Source organism: uncultured Cedecea sp. (assembly GCF_947498825.1).
Taxonomy (GTDB): domain Bacteria; phylum Pseudomonadota; class Gammaproteobacteria; order Enterobacterales; family Enterobacteriaceae; genus JGM124.
The window spans coordinates 42,465-64,767 of record NZ_CANMLV010000026.1; the positions used below are offsets into that span (position 1 = coordinate 42,465).

Here is a 22,303-nt window from a genome sequence, read left to right on the forward strand (position 1 = left end):
GCAGGAAAAAAACTGATGCGACACTTTTGGGATAATGAGTATCAGATACAAAAAAGCCACTTCCTGAGAAGTGGCTTAATGTACTGATTAATCAGCTAAAATTTGGTGGCCCCTGCTGGACTTGAACCAGCGACCAAGCGATTATGAGTCGCGTGCTCTAACCAACTGAGCTAAGGGGCCTTGGGAACGAATTATAATGTAACTGACAGTGGCGATCCAGTGCTTCGTGTTCATCTGCTGGTTTTATAAACAAAGAAGAATCAGAATCTTATACTTTAAGTAGTGGAGATTTAAGGAAGGGTCATGATTAGCGATATTTTAGCACCTGGGTTGCGGGTGGTGTTCTGTGGTATCAATCCAGGTAAGTCGTCGGCGCATACCGGGTTTCATTTTGCGCATCCGGGAAATCGATTCTGGAAGGTGATTTATCAGGCCGGGTTTACTCAGCGTTTGCTGATGCCAGAAGAAGAGCAACAGCTTCTGGATACTCGTTGTGGCATCACTATGCTGGTGGAGCGGCCTACAGTGCAGGCGAGTGAAGTTCGACTGGCGGAGTTGCGTGCAGGTGGGCAGGAGCTGGCCGAGAAGATGCTGGAGTATCAGCCTGGTGTGCTCGCTATTCTGGGAAAACAGGCATTTGAGCAGGCATTTAATCAGCGTGGAGCGAAATGGGGTAAACAGTCGATACAGATTGGCGAGACTGAAGTCTGGGTATTACCAAACCCGAGTGGGTTAAATCGGGCGACACTTGACCAGCTGGTTGCCTCGTACCAGGAGCTTGAAGTCTCTTTGGTTGCCAGGGGGAGATAAGCGTCGTGGATGCGATGAAATAAAAAGGCCTGAGCCGGTGGATGCCGGGTCAGGCCTGATGACTACTGAGTTTTACAGCAGTGACTGGGCGGGATTAGTCGTCCAGGAAGCTGCGCAGGACTTCTGAGCGGCTTGGGTGGCGCAGTTTACGCAGCGCTTTCGCTTCAATCTGACGAATACGTTCACGGGTAACGTCGAACTGCTTACCTACTTCTTCCAGAGTATGGTCAGTGTTCATGTCGATACCAAAACGCATACGCAGAACCTTCGCTTCACGTGCGGTCAGGCCAGCCAGAACGTCGTGGGTAGCAGAACGCAGGCTTTCAGAAGTGGCAGAATCCAGCGGCAGCTCAAGGGTGGTATCCTCGATAAAATCACCCAGATGCGAATCTTCATCGTCACCGATCGGTGTTTCCATGGAGATAGGCTCTTTGGCAATTTTCAGCACTTTACGGATTTTGTCTTCCGGCATCAGCATACGCTCAGCCAGCTCTTCCGGCGTTGGTTCACGGCCCATCTCTTGCAGCATCTGACGGGAAATACGGTTGAGTTTGTTGATTGTCTCAATCATATGCACCGGGATACGGATAGTACGTGCCTGGTCAGCGATAGAACGAGTAATCGCCTGACGGATCCACCAGGTTGCATAGGTTGAGAACTTGTAACCGCGACGGTATTCAAATTTATCAACCGCTTTCATCAGACCGATGTTACCTTCCTGGATTAAGTCAAGGAACTGCAGACCACGGTTGGTGTATTTCTTGGCGATAGAAATAACCAGACGTAAGTTTGCTTCAACCATCTCTTTCTTCGCACGGCGGGCTTTCGCTTCACCGATAGACATACGACGGTTGATATCCTTAACCTGCTCAATAGTCAGACCCGTTTCTTCTTCAATATTTTGCAGCTTTTGCAGGCTACGCAATACGTCTTCAGAGACATCGTGCAGTTTTTCAGACCAAGGCTTATTCATGGCGATGGCTGCATTGAACCAGGTTTCGCTGGTTTCATTACCGGTGAACAGTGTGATGAAGTTTTTCTTCGGCATTTTGCACTGTTCAACACACATCTTCATGATCAGACGTTCTTGAGTACGAACGCGATCCATCATGACACGCATGCTGTTAACCAGGTAATCAAACTGTTTCGGTACTAAACGGAACTGTTTGAATACTTCGGACAGCTGTAGGATCTCAGCCGCGGCATCAGCATGGCTACGACCTTTAGCCTTGATGGTGTCACGAGCCAGTTCATACTGCCGACGCAGATCGCCGAATTTTTCGCGTGCTAATTCAGGATCGATGCTGTTGTCGTCATCAGCGTTATCGTCGTCAGAATCTTCGTCTTCATCTTCGTCATCATCCATTTCTTCCTGGGACAATTCAGAACCGACATGAGTGGCTGTTGGCGCTAAGTCTTCTTCAGCATTAGGGTCAACAAAACCGGTAATCAGGTCAGAAAGACGCGCTTCTTCCGCTTCAACACGATCGTACTGCTCAAGCAAATAGGTAATGGCTTCAGGGTATTCAGCAACGGAACATTGCACCTGGTTGATACCATCTTCGATACGCTTGGCGATATCGATTTCACCCTCACGGGTTAACAGTTCAACTGTCCCCATTTCACGCATATACATGCGCACAGGGTCCGTGGTACGTCCAATTTCGGACTCTACGCTTGACAACACTTGGGCGGCAGCTTCTTCCGCGTCTTCATCGGTGCTGTTTGAATTTTCAGCAAGCAACAAGTCATCGGCATCAGGAGCTTCTTCCATTACCTGAATGCCCATGTCGTTGATCATTTGGATGATATCTTCGATCTGATCTGAGTCGACGATATCTTCCGGCAGATGGTCATTGACCTCGGCATAGGTCAGATAGCCTTGCTCCTTACCACGCTGGACAAGAAGCTTAAGCTGTGACTGCGGGTTTTGCTCCATAAGACGGTATCCACACTTCAGTATTAAGGTTTGTGCTGATAGATATTGCCACCAGCAATAGCGTTACGAGGGCTGATTTATTTTATTGCCGCAGCCCATCTGTGCGGCGTTCGGGCTTAACCCGACCAATGTTCGGCACTGAAGCCGCAAATTTTACTTTCTGGTGCGAGATTCGATTATCACACGAACCTCTTCACGTTCTGACGGGGTTAGTCCACCGGTACGAGAACGTGCGATTAATTCTGAAAATCTTAATTCCAGCACTGAATCAAACATGTGATTCAGTGAGTCGGTAAATGTTTGTTCAGCAATCTCTCTATCTGCTATATCGTCCCAGGTTGAGAGTTTTTCAAGGGTTGCTGCTTCATTTTTACCGCGGTACAGCTCAAGAAGCTGTCCGGTTGTCATTCCTGGTTGCGCCAGACAAGTATTGACCAATTCGATAAAGAGTTCTAAGCCCGGCAGCTTCTGGGTATCGAGCCCATTTAACGATGGTACCTGTTGTGCTAACTCAGGGTTTTGTATTAATAGCCCTATAAGTATACGCATGGTTGTGCGTTTTAGCTGTGGGGCAGGGCGAGAAAAAGTACTTTCGGCATTTTTAGGCAACAATTTCTCAAGCTGGTTGTCGTCTAAAATACCGAGTTTATTACCGAGTTCCTGGCGCAGATAGATGCGTAATGTTTCACCGGGAACTTGTCCTATTAACGGTAATGCTAGCGTACTCAAACGCGCGGTACCGTCCGGGGTACTCAAATCAACCTGTGGTAACAGGCTGTTAAATAAAAACGTTGAGAGCGGTTGGGCTTGCTCTATTCTGGCCTCAAAAGCAGCTTTACCTTCTTTGCGAACCAGAGTATCCGGATCTTCGCCGTCAGGCAGGAACATAAAACGTAACTGCCGACCGTCCGTCATAAAGGGCAATGCTGTTTCCAGTGCCCGCCATGCTGCATCACGTCCTGCCCTGTCGCCGTCATAGCAACAGATGACGTTATCTGTTGCACGGAAAAGTAGCTGGATATGATCGGCGGTTGTTGCTGTACCCAGCGATGCAACGGCATAAGAAATGCCATATTGCGCCAAGGCCACTACATCCATATACCCTTCGACAACAAGTAATCGAGCAGGTTCCTGTTGATTTTGCTGGGCTTCATAAAGGCCATATAACTGGCGTCCCTTATGAAAAATCTCAGTTTCTGGTGAGTTAAGGTATTTCGGCTGAGCATCACCCAGTACACGTCCACCAAAACCAATCACCCTGCCGCGCTTGTCGCGTATCGGGAACATGACGCGTTCACGAAATCTGTCATAACAACGGCCCTGGTCGTTAGTGACCAGCATACCTGCATCTGTCAGTGACTGACGGTTTTCAGTATCGCCTCCGAAACGTTTGAGGACGTTATCCCAGCCTGCCGGCGCATAACCGATAGCAAAGCGGGCAATAACTTCAGCACTTAAACCGCGGGCTGAAAGATACTGACGAGCTTTATCGGCCTGCTGCTGCTTTAACGATTGCTGATAAAACTCATTCAGGCCGGTCATCAATTGATACAAAGTTTGTCGCTGATGACGCTCAATCTGACTCGGACCATTGCCTGCTTCGTAAGGGATCTCGAGATTATGCATGGTCGCGAGTTCTTCAACACTTTCGACAAAATCGAGTTTGTCATAGTTCATCAAGAAATCGAGGGCATTACCATGAGCACCGCAGCCGAAGCAGTGATAAAACTGTTTTTCACCATTTACAGTGAAAGAGGGGGTTTTTTCGTTATGGAACGGGCAACACGCGTGATAGTTTTTACCCTGTTTCTTGAGCTTCACGCGAACATCAATTAAGTCGATGATGTCGGTGCGCGCAATCAGGTCATTGATAAAAACACGCGGAATTCGTCCAGCCATAGGCCCCATATGCTATATCCGTCATCTCTCAGGCAATTCACTGAAAGCTCAAGGATATGTCAGTATATATAAACGAGAATAAGCCGCGCATTCCTTACGGAAGCACGGCCTTTATAACGACTACTCTGTCTGCAATGAGGATTAAACCCTCAGAAGACTAGTACAGACGAGTGCGGCGTGCGTTTTCGCGAGCCAATTTCTTCGCGTGACGTTTTACAGCAGAAGCTTTAGCGCGTTTACGCTCAGTCGTTGGTTTTTCATAGAACTCACGACGACGAACTTCCGCCAGAACACCTGCTTTTTCACAAGAACGTTTGAAGCGACGCAGTGCTACGTCGAACGGCTCGTTTTCACGTACTTTAATTACCGGCATGTAACTCTCACCTTTAATAATTCGGTTTGCCGCTGGCCTACGTGCCAGCTAATTCAAAATGGTGCGGAATTTTACTGCAACTATTGCCGCATTGTAAAGCACCGAACGCGATAAACCCGCCTTTTAAGGCCGATATCTTCGAAGGGCGAGAGTATACACGATATACGAAGCGATAGGCAGCAACGTTTTACAAAGCCTGGCAGTCAGCTTAAACTTCGCGACGGGTCAACGAGGTAAAAGCCATGCGTGTATTGGGTATTGAAACATCCTGTGATGAAACAGGGATTGCGATTTATGACGATGAAGTAGGGTTGCTGTCGAATCAGCTGTATAGCCAGGTCAAACTGCATGCGGATTACGGTGGTGTGGTTCCAGAGCTGGCTTCGCGCGATCATGTCCGTAAAACGGTCCCGCTTATTCAGGCGGCGTTAAAAGAGGCTGGATTATCTGCCCGCGACATTGATGGTGTCGCCTATACGGCAGGTCCGGGTCTGGTGGGCGCACTACTGGTTGGAGCAACGATTGGACGTTCACTGGCTTTTGCCTGGGATGTACCTGCGGTTCCTGTACATCATATGGAAGGTCATTTGCTTGCACCTATGCTGGAAGAGACTCCACCAGATTTTCCTTTTGTAGCACTCCTGGTGTCTGGCGGTCATACCCAGCTAATTAGCGTCACAGGGATTGGCCACTATACGTTGCTCGGTGAGTCTGTCGATGATGCGGCAGGTGAGGCATTTGATAAAACGGCTAAACTGCTAGGGCTGGACTATCCAGGCGGGCCTTTGTTGTCAAAAATGGCGGCACTGGGTACGCCGGGGAGATTTACCTTTCCTCGACCGATGACAGACAGGCCGGGCCTTGATTTCAGTTTCTCAGGTTTAAAAACCTTTGCTGCGAACACCATCCGTGAAAATGACGCCGATCCGCAGACCCGAGCGGATATCGCCCGTGCATTTGAAGATGCGGTTGTTGATACCCTGGCGATTAAGTGTAAACGTGCCTTGGAGCAGACGGGATTTAGCCGTTTAGTTATCGCCGGTGGGGTGAGCGCTAACCGAACTTTGCGTGCGAAACTGAAGGAAATGATGACAAAACGCCGTGGAGAAGTGTTTTATGCCCGCCCGGAGTTTTGTACTGATAATGGGGCAATGATTGCCTATGCTGGGATTGTCCGCCTGAAAGCGGGTACTGCAGGTGAACTGAGTGTATCGGTCAGACCTCGCTGGCCTCTGGCTGAATTACCGCCCGCCTGATAGCGCCTGAACGACTGCTGAGCAGAATGAGATAAAAGATATTTTCTCTCGGCTCAGCAGTTTAACTGCTACTCGGTCATTCCTTTTTTACGTCTTCTGCTTGTGATTTCTTTTTACGTCGCAGTCTGGGCCAGATTTTATTCTCCTGCCTACGGAACAGGCGCTGAATATTATCGTGGTGGCGCAGCAGTATCAGGCAAGAAAGCATTGCAACCGGAAAGGTGAACTGTGGCTTAAACCACCAGACGTAAAAGGGGGCAATCAAGGCACTGATAATTGCTCCCAGAGAGGAGTAACCGCTGAGCAGCACACTAAGCACCCAGGTTACAGCCATGACACCGGTCAAATCCCAGCCGATAGGCGCTATGGCACCAAAAGCCGTCGCAACGCCTTTCCCTCCGCGGAATTTAAAGAATACCGGCCAAATGTGTCCCATACAGGCGGCGATAGCCACCAGGCCCAGCCAGAAGGGGGGAACTCCTAAAGCATAAGCTGCCCAGACGGGAAGCATTCCTTTCAGCACATCAAAAATTAGTACCGCTACGGCCGCGCCCTTACCACCAATGCGTAACACATTGGTAGCTCCGGGATTACCTGAGCCGCTCTCGCGTGGATCGGGGAGACCGGCAATACGGCAAACCAAAATGGCGCTTGATATTGAGCCGCAGAGATACGCGATGAGGATCATACCCGGCGCGATTGCACTCATAATGCTGTTCCATTGTGAAAGTGTCGAAGTCTTCTCTGCATCTGTGGATAATACGCATATTTCGTCGGAAGTGGTATCCGGCACTACGAAAAACAAGGCAGAGATGATGGATATTGTATTTATAGAGCAACTCACAGTGATTACCACTATCGGTGTTTACGACTGGGAGCAAGAGATTCAGCAGAAACTGGTGTTCGATATAGAAATGGCCTGGGACAACCGCCCGGCAGCGGCCAGTGATAAAGTTGAGGACTGTTTAAGCTATGCAGATGTCAGCGAAACGGTAATAACGCATGTGCGTGATGGACGTTTTGCCCTGGTTGAGCGTGTTGCTGAGGAGCTGGCGCAAATTCTGCTGGCGAAATTTAACTCTCCATGGGTTCGCATTAAGGTCAGTAAACCCGGGGCAGTTGCGCAGGCAGCCAATGTTGGGGTCATTATTGAGCGTGGACAACGCCCGCCGGTACACCGATAAACCGACTCATGCCCCCCTGTTTTGACGTTAGCGCAGGGGGACGTAAAAATGAAACCCGTCATATTTCAAGTTGCTTGAATGTTGTCTGCGTCCAGCCAGCTGAATCACAGCGTTTAACTATGCTCATCGACGGGCTGAACTGGGCGCCTACAAACAACTCGAATTATTTTTGGTTTATATTATTTTAAGGATGATTAAATTATTGCAGAAGTGATGGTTTCGTTCTTAATACAATAATTCCCGGGGTCTTTAATAAATAAGGCATGAAAGGAGTGTCTACTACACGCCGGTTATCTTTGGAAGATGATGCATGACGAAATACCGGGCCTTGTTCCGTAGCAATAAACAAACCGACATGAGAGACATCCAGTCCTGCCAGGGGAGTATAAATACCAATGAGATCGCCGGATTTTAATTTGCTGATGAGCGTCATATCAATTGCCGAGCTGGGAATGTAGTTAATATTCCGTGATATAACGGGAATTCCAGGGAGGTATTTTTGATCTTTGTCTTTTTGATTAAGTAATTTAACGCATTTCAGGGTATGTGGACTCAGCTGGGTGGTGATATCTTCAGCTATTTTACATTCACGATCAGCCCAGTCAGTGAAGAAATGTTTTCTATTATAAAAGCTAACTTTTTCATCTATATAGCGAGTTTTGATAACCTTATGGATAAAATCATTTTGTGAGAGTGACATATGCAATGCAATAACATAATCCAGATAGGTGAAGCAGTCTAATCCTTTGAAGTCTATTATTAATTTCTCTGGTGTGATATCTGAGCCAACGAGCATATTACTTTGGTAGGGGGTGCCGAGAAATTTTTCTGAAATCTGTGATATTTTTTCACTCTGATCTGAATTTTTATTATTTGATATATCCTGTATTATTGTATTGGCTTTCCGTAATGTATAGGCATCAATGTTTTTGATCTCAGAATAAAAAAGTGATTCTTTTTTCTGCAGTGTCGCCGTAATAATAGGTTCTTGAAAATGACATTCTATTGGGAGAGCAAAGATGATAATGAGAAAAAATAATTTGTGCATACAACCTTCCGTGGTTCGGACAAAAATACATTTCCTGAATGGCACTGAATAGCTTTCAGAGAGAAATGAATAAACTTTTATTTCAAAGTACTTGTGGAGTAAATACAACTATTATTCTATAGGCTGGAGCGTTTTATGGAAATCTGTCACCAGCATATATTTTAGATGCGTCAGTATTACGTTAGGAATGTAATATATTGGTGTGCGGTATAAGATGTGTTATCTGTTCTGTCGAAAATGATTTCGTCAGACAGCATTGTCTGACGAACGAAACGGCGAATATCAAATATCAGACGGAGTTGGCAGACCATTCTCCTGTTTCCAAAGAGCGACTGCCAGGACTCTGCGTTTTGTTAGCTCCTCACGGATTTCTGGCCCCTGAAAACCTGCATCAATGACTTCTTTATTTGTAACACGCTGAGCGGCTTCCCACGCGGCACGGAGCTGACGTCCTTGTGGATAGTCATTGGCTTCAAACCCGGCACGCCCACGTGCATCTGCTTCACTGGTCAGGGCAATTTGTTCCACTCTCCAGGGTTTACGCCAGGCATCTATTTTATCAAACAGTTTAATTACTGTTTTCGGCTGCAAGACGGGGAAGGTATGAATCAAGTCGTGGAACTCGGCCACTAGCTTTGCAAGATCACGAATTTCTGTTGGAACACGCAGCCTGTTACACAAGCGTTCAACCAGCTTGACACCAGCCGGACCATGACCGTGATGGCTGGGCCACTTTTCTGGTGGCGTTAGCGCCTTACCTAAGTCATGACACAAGGTCGCAAAACGGACATCAATTTCAGGGCTAAGCTGAGCCGCGATTGTCAGTGTCATCAGGGTATGGATACCGGTATCGATTTCCGGATGCCATTTGGCAGGAGCCGGAACACCATAGAGTGCATCAATTTCCGGAAACAGTTCTTTCAGCGCGCCGCATTCGCGTAATACCGCAAAATAGATTTGCGGATTACGGTAACTCAGCGCTTTTTCTGTCTCTTTCCATACGCGTTCTGGAGTCAAATGTGCCAGGGAGTCATCAGCGGCTATCTCGCTCATCAATGCCAGAGTTTCAGGTGCGATACGAAAGTTAAGGTGCGCAAAGCGGGCAGCAAAGCGCGCCACGCGTAATACACGCAAGGGATCTTCGCTAAAAGCCGGTGATACATGACGCAGGATACGATTTTTTAGATCGCTCAGACCGCCATAAGGATCGGTAAGTGTACCGTGCTCATCTTCAACAATCGCGTTGATGGTCAGATCACGGCGCAGTAAATCCTGCTCCAGGGTGACATCAGGCGCGGCGTAACAAGTGAAGCCCGTATATCCCTGGCCTGATTTACGTTCTGTACGGGCCAGGGCATATTCTTGATGCGATTCTGGATGTAAGAAAACAGGGAAGTCTTTACCCACTTGCTGATAGCCTGCGTCCAGCATTTGCTGCGGCGTGGCACCGACTACCAGCCAGTCTTTATCTTTAACCGGCAGGTTGAGCAATTTGTCCCGTACCGCTCCACCGACCAAATAAACTTTCACCAGCAACTCTCCGGTAACGTAATGTTAACTTAAATGCTAAATATAGATGCAAGGTGAATCAATGGCTATATCCATCATATTTCAAGCTGCCAGGCTCTGGCCTGGCGGCAACCTGAGTCATGTTGGATATCAATCCTGTTAATCAGTTCATCCAGCGGTCATTTTTCTTGCGTCTTGGCAGCATTCTGGGCAGCAACAATCCGACCAACAGGCCAAAGCCAGCAACTCCGCCTCCGTAAACAAACCACTGTAAAATAATGGCGCGTTGTTTATCATCTAGCTGAACATTAGCAGCATTGACCTTTTTCTGGGCGACAATTAACTGGTTTTTGAGTTGTTGATTTTCTTCTTTCAGACCATTGATAACCTCATCACTTTGCGCGACTTTTTTCTGCATTTCTGCGGTGCGCTGGTTCCATGTGGTATCAATATTGGTCAGTTTATCGGTCAGCGTTTTGAGCTGGCTCTCTAATTCAGGCACTCGGGTACGGAGGCTCGGTGTATTGCTTAATTGCGCTAACGGGATCCAGGCTGTACGGCCATTACTTTCTCGTATTTGACCATATTTAGTCTCTTCATTACGTTGTAGTAAGGTAACTTCTTCCCCGGCATTAACGGTACCGACCAAACGATAACTATCATTCGGGCCACTACGAACCCAAGTATTCAGTTCATCAGAAACATAACGTTTTTCTTCAGCATGAGCTGTGACAGAAACACTAAGAGACAGCAAAGTGAAGCAAATTAGGCGTAAATTAAGCATTATTTCGACATTTTTTTCATGAGTTGTAAGAGGATAGTAGTGGTTACAGTGTGACGGTGCAATCTATAAACCGGAATGAGAATCATCCGGTATCCCCGTCATACTTCAAGTTGCCTGGGTGTTGCCTGCGTCCAGCCCGCCGAATCACATAGTTTGTCTATGCTCATCGCCGGGCTGAACTGGGCGCCTACAGGCAACTCGAATTATTTAGGGGATATAGCCGTCATACTTCAAGTTGCCTGGGTGTTGCCTGCGTCCAGCCCGCCGAATCACATAGTTTGTCTATGCTCATCGCCGGGCTGAACTGGGCGCCTACAGATAACTCGAATTATTTTGGATATAGTTCATTATTGCAATTTCTTACGGGTAAATACGCGACCTTTCTGCTTTTTTTGTCGTACTATCTGGAGTATTTCATGTTAACTCTGAGGCGTACTACGTTGTAGTGTGCTTCACCGGCAAGTAAAGAAGATATGGCTCAGGAAATCGAATTAAAATTTATTGTTAATCCACCAGTTATCCACTCATTGAGTGAAAAGTTGAATGCCCTGTCGCAAGAACAGCATGAGACTCGTCAGCTGGTAAATATTTATTATGAAACAGCAGATAATTTTCTGCGTCGCCATAATATGGGGCTGCGTATCCGCGGCAATGGCAATCACTATGAAATGACTATGAAAACCTCAGGTCAGGTGATCGGAGGCTTACATCAACGTCCAGAATATAATGTGCCATTGAGTGAACCTGTGCTCGACTTGACATTGCTACCCGCAGAAATTTGGCCGCAAGGCGTAGATATCGCTGAGCTTCAACAGCAGCTTAATCCATTATTTAGCACTAACTTTAATCGTCAGACTTGGGTTGTTCAGCAGGGAACGAGTCGTATTGAACTGGCTCTCGACCAAGGCGAGGTTGTCGCGGGTGATTTACAAGAGCCGATTTGCGAGTTAGAGCTTGAACTACTGGAAGGCGAAGCAGGCGCATTGCTTGTTCTGGCTGAGCAATTAGTGAATGAACCGGGTTTGCGTATGGGGCTCTTAAGCAAAGCTGCCCGTGGCTATCATCTTGCACAGGGCGCGGTTGAGAGGGCAGTGAAGCCACTTGGCTTGTTATCTCTGGCACCGAAAACCACTATTGAACAAGGTCTGAAAGCTGCCCTGGCCCAGTCGCTGGAAAGCGGACTCTATCATGAAGAACTCTGGTCGCGCGGTAATAAAGCGGCGAAACAACATATCATGCTGGCAGCAGGTAATGTCCGGCATGTTCTGGCGTTATTTGGCGGTATTATTCCACGCAAAGCCAGTTCACAGTTACGTGATTTGCTGCTCAGTTTCGAAACCAGCCTTGCAGAGCAGGATAAGGGCGATTCTGTTCTGTTCAGCGCTCAGGCCAGTATCACTAAACTGGTGTTAACCCGCTGGTTGTTTGAGTCCCAATGGCGTGACTTTGTTGATGAGAAAGGGCGTATTAAGCTCGACGGTTCTTTAAAACGTTTTGCTGACGGCCATCTTTCACGTCATTCAGCGGAACTAAGAGCGATTTTTCAGCGCCCGCTAGGTGATGCCTATGCCGATAAGCTTACGCGGCTGATACGTGAGTTAGATGCAGCACGTCTACTGGCCGGAATTTATCCTGTCGAACAAGCGTCCCCTTGGGTAGAAAACTGGCAGGGACTGTTTGATGCTATCAAAACAAACCAAATCGTTGAGATTGAACACTATCGTAACGAAGCCATTTCGCAGGCACCTTTCTGGTTACATAGTGGAAAATAACTGACAGGCAAGGAATACCACCATGATGTCGCTTACTCCGTTGTTACAGCACCATTTGCAGGTTGTATTATCACATTTCCCTGAAGATTTTGATGCCCAAAAACTCACTGATGAGGCGCGGGCCGTGCTCTCTGTAAGTGATTTTGTTAGCGACAGCATGGCGGTTTATCCGGCATGGTTGGATGATTTACAACGGAATGCCCCTCAGACAGAAGAGTGGCAGCACTATGCCAGCTGGCTGCAAGTCGAGTTACAGGACGTGACTGACGAAACGGTGCTAATGCGTGTTTTACGCCAGTTTCGTCGTCGAATCATGGTGCGAATTGCCTGGTCTCAGGCGCTGGCACAGGTTGATACCCTTGAGACACTCAAACAACTGAGTGTGCTGGCGGAAACCTTGATTATTGCCGCCCGTGACTGGTTATATTCTGCCTGTTGTCGTGAATGGGGCACACCGGTTAATGCCGAGGGCGTCGCCCAGCCATTATTGATTTTAGGAATGGGAAAACTAGGGGGAGACGAGCTCAACTTCTCCTCAGATATCGACCTCATTTTTGCCTGGCCGGAAAATGGTTCAACCATTGGTGGTCGTCGTGAGCTGGATAACGCCCAATTTTTTACACGTCTCGGTCAGCGTCTGATTAAGGTATTAGATCAGCCTACCGCAGAGGGTTTCGTTTATCGTGTGGATATGCGTTTACGGCCATTTGGTGATAGCGGTCCTTTAGTGATGAGCTTTGCTGCCCTGGAAGATTACTATCAGGAACAAGGGCGAGACTGGGAACGCTACGCGATGGTTAAAGCTCGTGTGATGGGGGATAACGACGATATCTGGAGCCATGAACTGCGTAAAATGCTGCGTCCCTTTGTTTTTCGTCGCTATATTGATTTCAGCGTGATTCAGTCTCTGAGAAATATGAAAGGGATGATTGCCCGTGAAGTCAGACGACGGGGACTGACTGACAATATTAAACTTGGTGCAGGAGGTATCCGTGAAACGGAGTTTATTGTTCAGGTCTTCCAGCTTATTCGCGGGGGACGTGAACCCTCATTACAGGCCCGGTCACTGATACCGACCCTTGAAGCTATCGAGCACCTCAATCTATTACCTGCTGATGATGCAGCCAGATTACGTGCCGCCTATCTCTATCTCCGCCGGCTGGAAAACTTGCTACAGAGTATCAATGATGAGCAGACGCAGACCTTGCCCGGTGATGAGCTAAATCGTGCGCGTCTTGCCTGGGGAATGCAGATGGCCGACTGGCATGAACTGGAACAAACGCTACAGCGGCATATGCACAACGTCCGTCAGGTGTTTAATGAGTTGATTGGCGATGATGAACCCGAAGCCGGAGAAGATAGTGACTCTGAAGCCTGGCGTGAACTCTGGCTGGATGCACTGGATAGCGATGAAACCACTCCGATACTTAATCATCTGACCCCTGAAGTTCGCCGTCAGGTTATTAAATATCTCGCTGATTTTCGTGAGGATACTAATAAGCGTACCATCGGCTCGCGAGGCAGATTAGTGCTCGACCAACTGATGCCGCGTTTATTACGTGAGTCTTGCCAGCAAGAAAGTGCTGCTCTGGCACTTTCCCGTATGATCCCGCTGTTACTGAGTATCGTCACCCGCACCACCTATCTGGAGCTATTATCGGAATATCCTGGCGCGCTCAAACAGCTAGTGATGCTCTGTATTGCCTCGCCGATGATTGCCGAGAAGCTTACCAGATATCCGTTGTTACTGGATGAGTTGCTGGATCCTAATACGCTGTATCAGCCGACGGCTACCGACGCTTATCGGGATGAATTGCGTCAGTATTTACTCCGTGTTCACGATGATGAAGAGCAACAACTCGAAGCGTTACGGCAGTTTAAACAGGTACAGTTATTACGTGTTGCAGCGGCAGATATCGCCGGAACGTTGCCGGTGATGAAAGTCAGCGATCACTTAACCTGGCTGGCAGAGGCCATTATTGATGCTGTCGTGCAGCAAGCCTGGGCTCAGATGGTCGCGCGTTATGGACAGCCTCGTCATTTACTGGGACAAAATAGTCGAGGATTTGCGGTGGTGGGTTACGGCAAGCTGGGGGGGCTGGAGTTGGGCTACAGTTCTGACCTTGACTTGGTCTTTTTGCACAATTGTCCGGCGAATGACACCACAGATGGTGAGCGTGAAATTGATGGTCGCCAGTTCTATTTACGTCTGGCCCAGCGCATTTTGCATTTATTCAGTACCCGCACGGCATCAGGTATCTTATATGAAGTGGATGCGCGTCTACGCCCATCAGGCGCGGCAGGCATGCTGGTGACCACGGTGGATGCATTTGCAGATTATCAGAAAAACGAGGCCTGGACCTGGGAACATCAGGCTCTGGTGCGGGCCCGTGTTGTCTATGGTGATCCGGTACTGAACCAACAGTTTACTGCTATTCGACATGAAGTGCTGTGCCGGCCGAGGGAAGGGACGGTACTGCAAACTGAGGTGCGAGAAATGCGTGAAAAAATGCGCGCGCATCTGGGTAATAAAAATCGTGAACGTTTCGATATTAAAGCCGATGCAGGGGGGATTACCGATATTGAGTTTATTACCCAGTATCTTGTCCTGCGCTATGCATCAATGAGCCCTGATTTGACGCGCTGGCCTGATAATGTGCGTATTCTGGAGCTTATGGTGCAAGATAATATCATCAGTGAAGAAGAGTCTGGAGCGCTGACTCATGCCTACGTTACGTTACGTGATGAGCTGCATCATCTTGCTTTGCAAACGTTGCCGGGTCATGTCGCATTGAATGTTTTTGTTGAAGAACGTGAGCAGGTCAATCGTAGCTGGCGGACTTGGCTTGGTGAGTCACACGCGAGCACAGAGAACTAAATATGTTATTATCCCTCGCAAAATTTTATCCCGTGCTGGAGAGTCAGGAATGAAAGTAACACTGCCGGAATATAGTCGTGCTGGTGTCATGGTGGTTGGTGATGTCATGCTGGATCGCTATTGGTATGGGCCAACCAGCCGTATTTCACCAGAAGCTCCGGTACCGGTGGTTAAAGTTGATACGATTGAAGAACGTCCTGGAGGGGCCGCAAACGTTGCAATGAATATTGCCTCCCTGGGCGCAGGTTCCCGCTTAGTCGGACTTACTGGTATCGATGATGCAGCCCGTGCGCTGAGTCAGACGCTGGCAGGGGTTAACGTAAAGTGTGATTTTGTTTCTGTCCCCACGCACCCAACGATTACCAAGCTACGGGTGCTTTCCCGTAATCAGCAGCTTATCCGTCTGGATTTTGAAGAGGGATTCGCGGGTATTGACCCTACCCCCCTGCATGAGCGTATCAGTCAGGCGCTGCCGCATATTGGCGCTCTGGTTCTGTCTGATTATGCGAAGGGGGCACTGGAAAGCGTTCAGCAGATGATTTGTCTGGCTCGCGAAGCCAATGTTCCGGTACTTATCGACCCGAAAGGCACTGACTTTGAGCGTTACCGCGGAGCCACTTTACTGACGCCAAACCTGGCTGAATTCGAAGCTGTGGTGGGGAAATGTCATAGTGAAGAGCAGTTAGTAACGCGTGGTATGGCGCTTATTGCTGAGTTTTCATTATCTGCTCTACTGATAACCCGTTCAGAACAAGGCATGACCTTATTACGTCCAGACGTCGAGCCTTTCAACTTAGCCACGCAGGCTCAGGAAGTTTACGATGTTACCGGTGCCGGTGATACGGTGATTGGTGTGCTGGCTGCCACCCTGGCGTCAGGTCATTCACTGGAAGAGGCCTGCTATTTTGCTAATGCTGCCGCTGGTGTGGTGGTGGGTAAACTGGGGACCTCGACTGTTTCTCCTGTCGAACTGGAAAATGCGGTGCGTGGACGTTCAGAAACCGGATTTGGTGTGATGAGTGAAGCTGAACTCAGCGTTGCTGTTGAAGCTGCACGTAAACGTGGTGAGCGGGTGGTGATGACCAATGGCGTGTTTGATATTCTTCATGCGGGTCACGTATCTTACTTGGCTAATGCGCGTAAGCTGGGTGACCGACTGATTGTTGCGGTAAACAGTGATGCTTCCACCCGGCGTCTGAAAGGCGAGACGCGTCCCGTAAATCCTCAGGATCAGCGTATGATCGTACTGGCGGCACTGGAGGCTGTTGACTGGGTAGTGTTGTTTGAAGAAGACACGCCGCAACGCTTAATTGGTGAGATCCTGCCGGACCGACTGGTAAAGGGAGGGGATTATAAACCCGACCAGATTGCCGGAAGTCAGGAAGTATGGGCTAACGGTGGTGAAGTGATGGTCCTGAATTTTGAAGATGGTTGCTCGACGACCAATATCATCAAAAAAATCCAGAGTCACAACTAAACCTGCATTGTGCTATTACATCAGCAACGAACAGCTATCGCTTTCGTTGCTGATCGCCCCGACAAAATCGGATATGCCCGGTAATCATGACTGACAGTAACGCTTCCTCTTCTCAACGACCGCCACATTCATTGCTGAAAAAAATATTATTAACGCTGACCCTTATCGGTGCGATTGCGCTCGCACTGCCTGTGCTGTATTTGGCATGGTTACATTATAACAGTCAGCAACTATGGCAGATAGTGAGTGAGCGTTGTGTGCCTGAGCAACAGCGTTCAGGCTCTCCTGCACCTTGCTTACAGGTTAATCTGGCGCAGCGCTATGTTGTTTTTAATGATGCTAATGGTCCGTTGCATACCCTGTTGATCCCGACAGATAAAATTACCGGTATTGAAAGCCCCGTACTCCTGGAGGATAAAACAGAAAACTATTTCCAACATGGCTGGAATACGCGTTATTTCTTACAGCAGCAAGCGGCATTTCCGATCCCAGAACGCTATCTGGCCCTGGCGGTGAACTCCCGCTACGGGCGCACCCAAAACCAGCTACATCTTCACCTGTCTTGCCTGAAACCAGAGGTCTACCAGACCATTTTGCAGCAAGCAGAAAATATCGGTTATCAGTGGAAGGAACTGAACACGCCCCTGTCAGGACGGCGCTATCTCGCGATTAAAGTCGCTGAGGCGACGGATCCCTTTATCGCTCTCGCACAGTATGTACAAACCGCAAGAGACTCTATGGACAACTACGGTTTAGTGCGTATAGCAGCGAATAATGGTGACGCTATTTTGCTGGCAACCCAGGTACAGCTAATGGCACTTACCTTAGGAACCGCAGAGGAGTTACTTGATTTCGACTGTAAAGTGGCTCAGCCATTAAAGGATAAATAATCCATACCTTGTTTAAGCACCAGATCACAGGCTTTGGTTTTGACCTCAGCGGCGAGCTCAGAATGGCTCAAGTCCTTCATATCCAGCTGCTGACCATTATGCGTGTTGAGTAATCCGGATAAACCCTGGGCATAGTCCTTCTTCGCGGCAGTATTACGAGGATGAGTGAGACCCAGTTTATAGACTAACTTGCCCTGTATTTTCTCGGCATTTGCCATTGAGGAAAGTTTGTTTCTTGTGCAGTATTCAATCACCCCAGCTGCATTCTCCATCGTATTGGCGCTGAGAGTGGTGTTTCCCCCTTCAAGCAGAGCACTCAAAGAGGAAAGAGAGAGCCCGCCGCTTTGTGTTCCCGCTACGATGTTATGATTATTCTGTTCTTCGGATAACTTAGCGAGCTTTTCTTGCAAGACGATTGCAGTGCAATTCATTGATATTGATGAAAATGCTATCGCGGTACTGCAGTAAAGCCAGTATGGATGATTCATTTTTTCTGTCCTTGTGTAGTTGCCATAACGGCAATTTCCTGAGTTCATTATTACTTGTAGCAATAACTTTTCTGATGAGGTGCTTTTCACTTTAAGCGCTGAATATTATGCTGATGAGACAGCGCTCGATATGCAACAGAAAATGTTCTGTAGATGCACTATGTTGATCAGAATATTTTGAATGTTGCGATATATAATAGCGCGCTATTTATATATATTTTTTTTAAATTCCGCTGTTGAGCTGCTGGCGCAGTTGCTCAAGTTGTGTTTTGAGAACCACAATATCATCAGCACTACAACTTAACGTTTGTCTGAGTGATTCAGGGAGACTTTTTGCTTTTTCTTTCAGTTCTCGCCCTTCAGTCGTCAGCGTGATGACGACTTGGCGCTCATCGTCACGAGAACGATGGCGTAACACCCATCCGGCACTTTCGAGCCGCTTGAGCAGCGGGGTCAGTGTAGCCGAGTCCAGGAACAGCTGTTCACCAATTTGTGAGAGCGTAACATCATCTTGTTGCCACAGAACTAGCATCACCAAATATTGCGGATAAGTTAGCTTTAAGGGGGCCAGCCACTGACGATAACGCTTATTGATGGCTAAATTAGTGGAATAAACTGCAAAACAAAGCTGGTTTTCTAATTGCAATGTATCTGCCGCAGACAAAGGTGTTTTCATTTTTATGACTGTAAATAGTAGTAGATTAAATAGCAAATTTTTTAAGCAATCATAACGTGGTGAATCTTCAATACGGTATGATTGCTTAAGCATGGCGATAATTTATACACGAGGTCTTTTACGATAGAGCCATAATGCGGGAAGCGACAGGCCTATAGATAATGCGCCGACAATATAAGAGGCTTTAAGAAAATTCATCACGGCCTGGATAAATAAAGGTTCACTGTAGCCAGACTGACTCAATTTTACTAAAGAAATCATCGAGGTATAGGCATAAATCCCCGGGAACATGGGAATAACTGCCGAGACGGTAAATATTTTTGGGTGAGCAAGATACCAGCGTGACCATTGAATACCAATGATACCCACCAGAATAGCAGACAAAAAGGTCCCCAATTCAATACTCAGTCCCAGAGATTGCATTATCATGCGTGAACCATGACCAATCGCCCCCAGTAAAGCGCAATAGGGGAGCGCGCGAACAGGGACATTAAATACCATGGCAAATCCTAAGGCGGGTATTGCTGCTAGCAACATATCCTGGATGAGCGCAAGGATAAATTCTATTATTACCATCCGTTTAACCCCCATAAAGAAAGTGCTGTAACAATCCCTATGCAGGTAGCCAGTGTCAGCAAACTAGCCATTGCCCAGCGTGCCAGACCGGTATTAACGTGTCCTTTAAACATATCTGCGACAGCATTTATCAGAGGGAAGCCCGGAACCAGCAGTAACACACTGGAAGCGATAGCAATAGTGGAGGTATGGGTAAATATTCCCTTACCGATGAGTAAACCAGAAACACTGGTGGCGATAAAAGCCGTAATTGCAAACGTAATTTGTGGGTGGAGTCGTCGCTGAGTGAGTAGCAGACGGAAATACATTGCTACTGAGCTGGCAATAAAAGTGACTAAAGCACCGTCCCAGCCGCCTGCATTTAATTTGCAAAAACTGGCGCAAGACAAACCCACGATGAGCACCATTAACCAGCGCGGATACCGCAGTGGTTTGAGATGTGAAAATCGTTTTAACACATCCTTATGATCCAGCAGCTTATGTTCAGCCATAATCACAATATGTTGAACTTCGGTCACCATATGCATATTTATACCGTGATCGTTATTTTTCCGCGTGGTAGTGATGCAGTGATTATTTTTGATAGTACTGAGAACAATAGCGTTTGCTGAGATAGATAGTTCAACACTATCCATGCCTAATGCTTTACCCAGGCGGGTAGCAAGTTCTTCAACCAGAGCACTTTCAGCCCCATGCTGAAGTAAAAAAATAGCGCATTGGATGCATAAACGGGTTATCTCATGATGATGAGAGGTTTCAGTTTGCATAACGAACCCTAAAAGATATAAACGACCGCTTTTTTATTTGTTTTATTATTAGCATATATGAGGGCTAGAGCCTAAGTATCTGAGATCAATATTTATGCAGTTTTTTTAGATAATCAGGAAGTGAATTTTTTCCTGTAAGGGGCGCTATCGAGCCAAAGCGATCTCTGCTGTTCAAAAAAAGAACAGGATGATTCAGGGGCTGCCGCTCTCAGTCTGGAAGCGCACATTTTGTGAAATGTATAAAATAATAATACTAAGGAATAATTAATTAGATTATTACAGGTCAAATGCCTCTGCGGGTAATATTTTATTTCGCCCGTGGTTCTTAGCTTTATACAAAGCCTGATCTGCTAGCAATATTGCCTGTTCAATATCATCTCCTTGTAATGGAGTAATACCAATACTAATAGTAATATTATTATCCAGTTCAGTACTAAATTGATGCATAATATTCAGGTCATAAACGTATTGACGAATACGTTCCGCCGTCTGTAAAGCTTGTGAACTTTGAATATCTGTCAACATCACCAGAAACTCTTCACCGCCATAACGGGCTACAATATCCTTAGCGCGAACCGCATCACGAATAGCCGCAGAAACCCGCGTCAGTGTCTGATCGCCCATAGTATGGCCATAATGGTCGTTATAGGCTTTGAAACGATCGATATCCAGCAACAAAATAAAGTGATTACCTTTGCCTTGGGCCATGATGCTATCGAAACGATGCTGGAAACCACGACGATTATAGAGTCCGGTTAATGGATCTAACATACTGAGATCGCTGAGCCTTTCCCGTTCTTCTTGAAATTTATTCATCAGACGCTGATTAAACTCGGTATGTCGTTTCTGTATCTGATATTGGATAGTAATGCCTAATGCAGGTATTACGACAGGGAATATCAGCCATATCCCATAAGCACTGTTATCCAGCCAGAAAACAGCAAGATAAACGGGCAGGCAATAGAGGACAAAAGCATAAATATTATTTATAAATGAAAGTGTTGCGATCAATAAAACTGACAGCAAACTCATCATCAGAACAAGATGTTGATATTCTGTTAATAAATCATTTTTAATAATCAGCTGTGATGCCCACAACAAACCATAAAACGATGCCGCTATATTTATATTAATCAGTCTGTTAGCATAGAATATAGTCAGGGAAAGAAAAATTATGCTGCTGACCAGAATCAATACGACGGGCAAAGCGAGCTGCTGCTGGGAATAAAAAGGGCAAAAGAGAACCGCAACGGCAGATAATCCATTAAGAAGGATAAATAAGCATAATGAAAGCATATGTTTACTTTTAAGTAAGGTATGCCAGATGTGCGATGTCATAGCAATTGTATTGTCATAGGATAACGCGCTGTTGGTAGTCGGTGTATTTAAAATAAATAAAAAAATTAAACCAGGTACTTTCTTAGTATCGTTTATTCGGTAGCACCCTATTCGGCTAAATTTATCACCTTATAATTTTTATGTCATTACTTAATAATTAAATATCAGTGATAGAGGGCATTTATCAGGCATTTTCTCGCTGACAGTTGAGAAAAATTGTCATATGATATTAATTATCATTATCGTAATGGAGAGTGCCCGTGATGATGCTGCAAAGACGGCTTGAAGGTGGGTGGAGTATTATAGCTGCAGCGCTGTCTGTGGCGCTATTGGCCTTGATAGAATTGAGCTTTGATCAGTGGCGATTGCTGATTGTTGCCAGTTTATTGATGACAGTATTTATGCTGTATCACAAACGGTTACGTCATTTTGTTTTATTGCCATCCAGCATCGTATTTACCAGTGGATTGCTGCTTATTACGATGAATTTGCACTAAAAGAAAGAGTGATAAGAAAAACAGACAGGGTCAAGGGAAGTTACTGCAGAAGAGAAGTTAAGCAAGTTGGTGCGAAGGGAGGGACTTGAACCCTCACGTCCGTAAGAACACTAACACCTGAAGCTAGCGCGTCTACCAATTC

Annotated in this window: 20 protein-coding genes and 1 tRNA gene; 8 read left to right on the forward strand and 13 right to left on the reverse strand. The window is 46.9% G+C overall.

All coding sequences use genetic code 11. The features are described 5' to 3' along the window. Nucleotides 1–103: 103 nt before the first annotated feature. Nucleotides 104–180 (reverse strand) — tRNA-Ile (locus tag Q1A40_RS20095). 123 nt (nucleotides 181–303) lie between these two features. Here Q1A40_RS20095 and mug point away from each other — a divergent pair. After that, entirely contained in the window at nucleotides 304–810 is a 507-nt protein-coding gene (mug, locus tag Q1A40_RS20100; protein ID WP_300004425.1) for a G/U mismatch-specific DNA glycosylase, read from the forward strand. Between the two features lie 94 nt (nucleotides 811–904). Here mug and rpoD read toward each other — a convergent pair whose 3' ends face one another. From rpoD to rpsU, 3 genes are all read right to left on the reverse strand, one after another. Next, entirely contained in the window at nucleotides 905–2,749 is a 1,845-nt protein-coding gene (gene rpoD, locus Q1A40_RS20105) for an RNA polymerase sigma factor RpoD (protein ID WP_300004427.1), read from the reverse strand. A 153-nt stretch (nucleotides 2,750–2,902) separates the two neighbouring features. Continuing rightward, a complete protein-coding gene (gene dnaG, locus Q1A40_RS20110) occupies nucleotides 2,903–4,648 on the reverse strand; it encodes a DNA primase (protein WP_300004429.1) in 1,746 nt (581 codons plus the stop codon). 157 nt (nucleotides 4,649–4,805) lie between these two features. Then, complete coding sequence (gene rpsU / locus Q1A40_RS20115) at nucleotides 4,806–5,021, reverse strand: 30S ribosomal protein S21 (protein WP_001144069.1); 216 nt, start codon at nucleotides 5,019–5,021, stop codon at nucleotides 4,806–4,808. 242 nt (nucleotides 5,022–5,263) lie between these two features. Here rpsU and tsaD point away from each other — a divergent pair, with 242 nt between their 5' ends. Then, on the forward strand, nucleotides 5,264–6,277 hold the full coding sequence (gene tsaD / locus Q1A40_RS20120) for a tRNA (adenosine(37)-N6)-threonylcarbamoyltransferase complex transferase subunit TsaD (RefSeq protein ID WP_300004456.1): 1,014 nt from the start codon (nucleotides 5,264–5,266) through the stop codon (nucleotides 6,275–6,277). Between the two features lie 76 nt (nucleotides 6,278–6,353). Here tsaD and plsY read toward each other — a convergent pair whose 3' ends face one another. Next, nucleotides 6,354–6,986: a glycerol-3-phosphate 1-O-acyltransferase PlsY gene (plsY, locus tag Q1A40_RS20125; RefSeq protein ID WP_300004458.1), complete on the reverse strand. Its 633-nt coding sequence runs from the start codon at nucleotides 6,984–6,986 to the stop codon at nucleotides 6,354–6,356. Between the two features lie 106 nt (nucleotides 6,987–7,092). Between plsY and folB the strand changes: the two genes are divergently transcribed. Beyond that, entirely contained in the window at nucleotides 7,093–7,461 is a 369-nt protein-coding gene (folB, locus tag Q1A40_RS20130) for a bifunctional dihydroneopterin aldolase/7,8-dihydroneopterin epimerase (RefSeq protein ID WP_300004498.1), read from the forward strand. A gap of 199 nt (nucleotides 7,462–7,660) precedes the next feature. On the opposite strand, the gene Q1A40_RS20135 is transcribed toward folB, so the two are convergent. From Q1A40_RS20135 to Q1A40_RS20145, 3 genes are all read right to left on the reverse strand, one after another. Beyond that, entirely contained in the window at nucleotides 7,661–8,509 is an 849-nt protein-coding gene (locus Q1A40_RS20135) for a DUF1460 domain-containing protein (RefSeq protein ID WP_300004460.1), read from the reverse strand. A 282-nt stretch (nucleotides 8,510–8,791) separates the two neighbouring features. Further along, nucleotides 8,792–10,039: a multifunctional CCA addition/repair protein gene (locus Q1A40_RS20140; RefSeq protein WP_300004463.1), complete on the reverse strand. Its 1,248-nt coding sequence runs from the start codon at nucleotides 10,037–10,039 to the stop codon at nucleotides 8,792–8,794. Between the two features lie 142 nt (nucleotides 10,040–10,181). Continuing rightward, the gene (locus Q1A40_RS20145; RefSeq protein WP_300004465.1) at nucleotides 10,182–10,802 is read right to left on the reverse strand and encodes a TIGR04211 family SH3 domain-containing protein; all 621 of its coding nucleotides are present in this window, start codon (nucleotides 10,800–10,802) and stop codon (nucleotides 10,182–10,184) included. A gap of 473 nt (nucleotides 10,803–11,275) precedes the next feature. Between Q1A40_RS20145 and Q1A40_RS20150 the strand changes: the two genes are divergently transcribed. The 4 genes from Q1A40_RS20150 to Q1A40_RS20165 all read left to right on the forward strand — a co-directional run bounded on the left by Q1A40_RS20150 (nucleotide 11,276) and on the right by Q1A40_RS20165 (nucleotide 17,819). After that, nucleotides 11,276–12,574, forward strand: a complete 1,299-nt coding sequence (locus tag Q1A40_RS20150; RefSeq protein WP_300004467.1) for an inorganic triphosphatase — start codon at nucleotides 11,276–11,278, stop codon at nucleotides 12,572–12,574. 22 nt (nucleotides 12,575–12,596) lie between these two features. Further along, nucleotides 12,597–15,452, forward strand: a complete 2,856-nt coding sequence (gene glnE / locus Q1A40_RS20155; RefSeq protein ID WP_300004470.1) for a bifunctional [glutamate--ammonia ligase]-adenylyl-L-tyrosine phosphorylase/[glutamate--ammonia-ligase] adenylyltransferase — start codon at nucleotides 12,597–12,599, stop codon at nucleotides 15,450–15,452. Nucleotides 15,453–15,501: 49 nt separating this feature from the next. Beyond that, nucleotides 15,502–16,929 (forward strand): bifunctional D-glycero-beta-D-manno-heptose-7-phosphate kinase/D-glycero-beta-D-manno-heptose 1-phosphate adenylyltransferase HldE, encoded by a 1,428-nt coding sequence (hldE, locus tag Q1A40_RS20160; protein WP_300004473.1) that lies wholly within the window; start codon nucleotides 15,502–15,504, stop codon nucleotides 16,927–16,929. 86 nt (nucleotides 16,930–17,015) lie between these two features. Beyond that, nucleotides 17,016–17,819 (forward strand): CDP-diacylglycerol diphosphatase, encoded by an 804-nt coding sequence (locus tag Q1A40_RS20165; protein ID WP_300004475.1) that lies wholly within the window; start codon nucleotides 17,016–17,018, stop codon nucleotides 17,817–17,819. On the opposite strand, the gene Q1A40_RS20170 is transcribed toward Q1A40_RS20165, so the two are convergent. The 5 genes from Q1A40_RS20170 to Q1A40_RS20190 all read right to left on the reverse strand — a co-directional run bounded on the left by Q1A40_RS20170 (nucleotide 17,798) and on the right by Q1A40_RS20190 (nucleotide 21,622). Then, nucleotides 17,798–18,307 (reverse strand): DUF2501 domain-containing protein, encoded by a 510-nt coding sequence (locus tag Q1A40_RS20170; protein ID WP_300004478.1) that lies wholly within the window; start codon nucleotides 18,305–18,307, stop codon nucleotides 17,798–17,800. The genes Q1A40_RS20165 and Q1A40_RS20170 overlap by 22 nt on opposite strands. A 223-nt stretch (nucleotides 18,308–18,530) precedes the next feature. Next, nucleotides 18,531–18,983: a MarR family winged helix-turn-helix transcriptional regulator gene (locus Q1A40_RS20175; protein WP_300004481.1), complete on the reverse strand. Its 453-nt coding sequence runs from the start codon at nucleotides 18,981–18,983 to the stop codon at nucleotides 18,531–18,533. A gap of 102 nt (nucleotides 18,984–19,085) precedes the next feature. After that, the gene (locus tag Q1A40_RS20180) at nucleotides 19,086–19,559 is read right to left on the reverse strand and encodes a threonine/serine exporter (protein ID WP_300004483.1); all 474 of its coding nucleotides are present in this window, start codon (nucleotides 19,557–19,559) and stop codon (nucleotides 19,086–19,088) included. After that, the gene (locus Q1A40_RS20185) at nucleotides 19,553–20,326 is read right to left on the reverse strand and encodes a threonine/serine exporter ThrE family protein (RefSeq protein ID WP_300004486.1); all 774 of its coding nucleotides are present in this window, start codon (nucleotides 20,324–20,326) and stop codon (nucleotides 19,553–19,555) included. Before Q1A40_RS20185 ends, Q1A40_RS20180 begins: the two co-directional genes overlap by 7 nt. Before the next feature lie 276 nt (nucleotides 20,327–20,602). Continuing rightward, nucleotides 20,603–21,622 (reverse strand): GGDEF domain-containing protein, encoded by a 1,020-nt coding sequence (locus tag Q1A40_RS20190; RefSeq protein ID WP_367275770.1) that lies wholly within the window; start codon nucleotides 21,620–21,622, stop codon nucleotides 20,603–20,605. Nucleotides 21,623–21,927: 305 nt separating this feature from the next. On the opposite strand from Q1A40_RS20190, the gene Q1A40_RS20195 reads away from it, so the two are divergent. Then, a complete protein-coding gene (locus Q1A40_RS20195) occupies nucleotides 21,928–22,161 on the forward strand; it encodes a DUF1435 family protein (protein ID WP_367275771.1) in 234 nt (77 codons plus the stop codon). Nucleotides 22,162–22,303: the final 142 nt, after the last annotated feature.

Bases quoted from the DNA above. Each gene is read 5' to 3' on its own strand.
- mug (WP_300004425.1), top strand. From the start codon at position 304: ATGATTAGCGATATTTTAGCACCTGGGTTGCGGGTGGTGTTCTGTGGT.
- rpoD (WP_300004427.1), bottom strand. From the start codon at position 2,749: ATGGAGCAAAACCCGCAGTCACAGCTTAAGCTTCTTGTCCAGCGTGGT.
- dnaG (WP_300004429.1), bottom strand. From the start codon at position 4,648: ATGGCTGGACGAATTCCGCGTGTTTTTATCAATGACCTGATTGCGCGC.
- rpsU (WP_001144069.1), bottom strand. From the start codon at position 5,021: ATGCCGGTAATTAAAGTACGTGAAAACGAGCCGTTCGACGTAGCACTG.
- tsaD (WP_300004456.1), top strand. From the start codon at position 5,264: ATGCGTGTATTGGGTATTGAAACATCCTGTGATGAAACAGGGATTGCG.
- plsY (WP_300004458.1), bottom strand. From the start codon at position 6,986: ATGAGTGCAATCGCGCCGGGTATGATCCTCATCGCGTATCTCTGCGGC.
- folB (WP_300004498.1), top strand. From the start codon at position 7,093: ATGGATATTGTATTTATAGAGCAACTCACAGTGATTACCACTATCGGT.
- Q1A40_RS20135 (WP_300004460.1), bottom strand. From the start codon at position 8,509: ATGCACAAATTATTTTTTCTCATTATCATCTTTGCTCTCCCAATAGAA.
- Q1A40_RS20145 (WP_300004465.1), bottom strand. From the start codon at position 10,802: ATGCTTAATTTACGCCTAATTTGCTTCACTTTGCTGTCTCTTAGTGTT.
- Q1A40_RS20150 (WP_300004467.1), top strand. From the start codon at position 11,276: ATGGCTCAGGAAATCGAATTAAAATTTATTGTTAATCCACCAGTTATC.
- glnE (WP_300004470.1), top strand. From the start codon at position 12,597: ATGATGTCGCTTACTCCGTTGTTACAGCACCATTTGCAGGTTGTATTA.
- hldE (WP_300004473.1), top strand. From the start codon at position 15,502: ATGAAAGTAACACTGCCGGAATATAGTCGTGCTGGTGTCATGGTGGTT.
- Q1A40_RS20165 (WP_300004475.1), top strand. From the start codon at position 17,016: ATGACTGACAGTAACGCTTCCTCTTCTCAACGACCGCCACATTCATTG.
- Q1A40_RS20170 (WP_300004478.1), bottom strand. From the start codon at position 18,307: ATGAATCATCCATACTGGCTTTACTGCAGTACCGCGATAGCATTTTCA.
- Q1A40_RS20175 (WP_300004481.1), bottom strand. From the start codon at position 18,983: ATGAAAACACCTTTGTCTGCGGCAGATACATTGCAATTAGAAAACCAG.
- Q1A40_RS20180 (WP_300004483.1), bottom strand. From the start codon at position 19,559: ATGGTAATAATAGAATTTATCCTTGCGCTCATCCAGGATATGTTGCTA.
- Q1A40_RS20185 (WP_300004486.1), bottom strand. From the start codon at position 20,326: ATGCAAACTGAAACCTCTCATCATCATGAGATAACCCGTTTATGCATC.
- Q1A40_RS20190 (WP_367275770.1), bottom strand. From the start codon at position 21,622: ATGCTTTCATTATGCTTATTTATCCTTCTTAATGGATTATCTGCCGTT.
- Q1A40_RS20195 (WP_367275771.1), top strand. From the start codon at position 21,928: ATGATGCTGCAAAGACGGCTTGAAGGTGGGTGGAGTATTATAGCTGCA.